2 protein-coding genes are annotated in these 3,418 nt (G+C 29.8%); both read right to left on the bottom strand.

The genetic code is table 11. The annotated features are described in order from the left end of the window. Positions 1 to 136: 136 nt before the first annotated feature. Positions 137 to 409: an FkbM family methyltransferase gene (locus F6K22_RS36395; protein ID WP_293109533.1), complete on the bottom strand. Its 273-nt coding sequence runs from the start codon at positions 407 to 409 to the stop codon at positions 137 to 139. An 876-nt stretch (positions 410 to 1,285) separates the two neighbouring features. Further along, the coding region (locus tag F6K22_RS36390) for a WD40 repeat domain-containing protein (RefSeq protein ID WP_483244192.1) at positions 1,286 to 3,418 on the bottom strand (2,133 nt) is incomplete at its 5' end.

Raw genomic sequence — 3,418 nt, 5'->3', positions numbered from 1 at the left:
CCTAAATAAAACGCCGTGTGCAACTTTTTCCAACCAAGGAAATTTAGGGAGTTGTGAGAACCAGACTTTCCGCTCTTGACCCAGAAACGCTGATTATTCCGTAGAAAGTTGTACATCGCCTAAATAAAATAAAAAACTACCTTTTAAGATAAAAAGCATCTCTCCAAGTTTCTCCTTCCCAACTTGTTTCAGCTCTTTGAAAATTAAACTCTCCTAGAAATTCATCTAACTCCTCAACTCTGGCAGAATTTTTATATAATTCATCTCGGTTAACTTCGATCAAAATATAATTAATATTTTTGAGAGTTTCTCGACTACCTTTCAAAACTTCTAGTTCATATCCCTGCACATCAATAGTCAAGAAATTATAGTTTTCTTTATCGTCTAAAATCTCATCTAGTCTTACCATCTCCACAATTTATTCTCTATCGAAAATAATGTCAGGATATTGTTATAAATGTTTTTTAGGTTGTAAAACTAAAGATTAAATTTGATTATTAGCACTTTCTAGATACATCTTAATTGTTTTATTTTGATTCTCTAAGAGATTGTTTGCAAAAGAAATATAAAAAGGAGATAGGAAACAGAGAACAAGGAACAGGGAATAAGCAGGAAGAAATCAAGACAAGTATTTGTCACTTAAAAATCTAGGAATATATGTACGAAACACCTCTATATCTAACATATTTCAATCTCTTGAAGTACTACTGCTTTGAGATGTTACTTATTATTTACTATCTTAATACTTATTTTAAAAATAGGGTTTAAAGCTTGCTGAAACAAGTTTAAATTTTCTCGGACGTGGTTTTTAAGAATTTAAAAATTTTTAGTCAAAGGTTCAAAAAAAACTAAGTTAACTATATTTAATTTTTGATAAATTTCGTACTATTACCCATAATTAATAAGCCGCAATATGGATTAATCGTTGAATTTTTAATTGATATTTATCAACAAGTTCATGAAAATCAAGGGAGAGAGTTTTGGCTCAGATTAGAGTAATATTTCCAAATAGATTTGACATTTTATCTCTGATAATTTATTTATTTTTTAGTTTTCCCCATCATCTTAGTTTTAAGTTATAGTGATCGTCAAGCTAATACCAAGCTTGATAAATATTTGCTACAAATATTTGGGCTGCTTTTAGTAGTCAATAGTCATTAGTCAGAAGGTATTTGACATTTCTAAATCCTAAAACACTTTGACAGTCTTCTGTTCTCATATATACTCTTTAATTCCCAATTCCTCCTGACTCCTACCCTCACCCATAAGACTTTTTCAGCAAATCCTAATTATATGCTCCTAATTCTTTTAAATTAGTAATAGTTGAATTTGACAAACCTGTTACTCCTGAAATATCGATATTTTCATAAGGTCTATCGCCCTGAAAAGAATTAACTATTTTACCCGCATTAATATCCCAAACTTGAAAACTTTCTCTATCTCTACCTATAACTAAAAAATTGGAATCTGAACTAAAAGTAAGAGACCAAATTGAGGAAAATTTTTCTTGTAATATTTCGATTGATTGACTATTTTTAACATCCCAAATATTTACAATTCCATCGTAAGTACCATAAGCTATAAATTTACCATCATAACTACAAGCCATAGAAATAATTGGTTTACCAAATTTTCCTAAAGTCTCAATACATTCTCCAGTTACTATATCCCAAAGTTTGACTATTCCGGTAGTTTGACCACTAACTAAAATTAAGCCATTAAAATTAAATCTAATAATATAAAAAGCTTTTTCTTGTATAGTTCCCTTACATTCTCCAGTTACTATATCCCAAAGTTTAATAATTGAATGACCGCCACAACTTGCAATTGTTTTTCCATCTGGGCTAAAAGCAACGGAAAGTATAGGGCGAGTATGACCATAGAAAGTTTTTAAACATTCTCCTGTTTGAGAATTCCAAATTTTTACAGTTCTGTCACTACTACCACTAACTATTTTTGTACTATCTGGGCTAAAAGAAATAGACCAAATACTATCATTATGTCCTTGCAATATTTTATGAAATATTTGATTATTGGTAATTTCGTGAATATTATTTTGAGTGAGGCTATCTATCTGCCAAACTCGGATAATATTATTTCTATTACCGACATTTGCACAAGCTATAAATTTTTCATCAGGACTGATAATTAATGAAGAAAGCCAATCTTTATGTTCAAAAAAAGTAGATAGAAATTGATTAGTATTTATATTCCAAAATTTAATTGTATGTTGGCTGCCACTAACAATTATTTGACTTTTATTAGTAAATACAACCGAATGAACAAAATCTGCACGACCCTGTAAAGTTTTCAGACATTTACCTGTAGTTATATCCCAAATTTTTACTGTTCTATCGACGCTAGCTGTAGCTAACATATTTTTACTACTAAAAGTTATGGCGTTAATTTCTGAAAGATGTCCTTCTAAATTTTGTAAATATAAACCTGTCTGAATATTCCAGACTTTAACAATTTTTTCTCCACTACCAGTCGCCAAATTTTCACCATTAATACTAATATCAATTAAGGAAATATGATAGCTCTGAGATTTGAATGTATTTAAACATTGACAATTATGTACATCCCAAATTTTTACAGTTTTATTTTCTAAACTACAAGCTAAAACCCGATCGCTTTCGATAATCTTGACTGATAAAATTACACCACTATTCGTGTTAAAACTATTAAGAAATTTTTTTGTATTTATATCCCACAGATAAACCACACCATTTTCACAACCAAAAGTTAAAAGACCTGTTTGAGGGGAAAGACTTAAGGCAGAAATACGACTCTCTGATTCAATCAATATATCTGAATTACCAGTTTCTAAATTCCAAGATATTATTTGTTTTTCTGAGTAACCAAATAACTGACTTCCATCGAAATTAAAAACAATATTTTTGACTATCTGATTGTTCGGTGAATTTAAAGTAAAAATAGATTTTCCTGTAGCAATATCCCAGATTTTTATATTTCTATCTCTACTAGAACTAGCTATTTTTTGATTATCGGGATTAAAAGTAATAGAATCAACTATAGTTGTATGTTCTTGATGTTTAAAAATTTGTCGATTTTCTCGCCATTTCCACAAACAAACCTCACCATTAATACTTCCTGTAACTAAAAATTCTCCACTCGGACTAAAAGCGAGACTAAAAATAATACCAAAGGTATCAGTGAAAATTGTTTTGGCAAAATTACTATTCGTAAAACTAACATTGTTTAAAGTTATCCCCTGTAAATTTCCTTGACAAATACTTAAATCAGAAAAATCTTTATCACTGATTTTTACAGATAAACTAGATAGTATATTCAGAATATTTCCCCCAACATATCCAGTAAAAGACGGAGACTTTTTGCGGAAGCGATCGAGCATTTTCATCAAATAACTCTCAATTTCCTCCTTACTGCCTAAAGA

Source organism: Okeania sp. SIO2F4 (genome assembly GCF_010672385.1).
GTDB lineage: Bacteria > Cyanobacteriota > Cyanobacteriia > Cyanobacteriales > Microcoleaceae > Trichodesmium.
The sequence above is the reverse complement of the archived record's forward strand: the minus strand, read 5'-3'. Positions and strand labels throughout refer to the sequence as shown.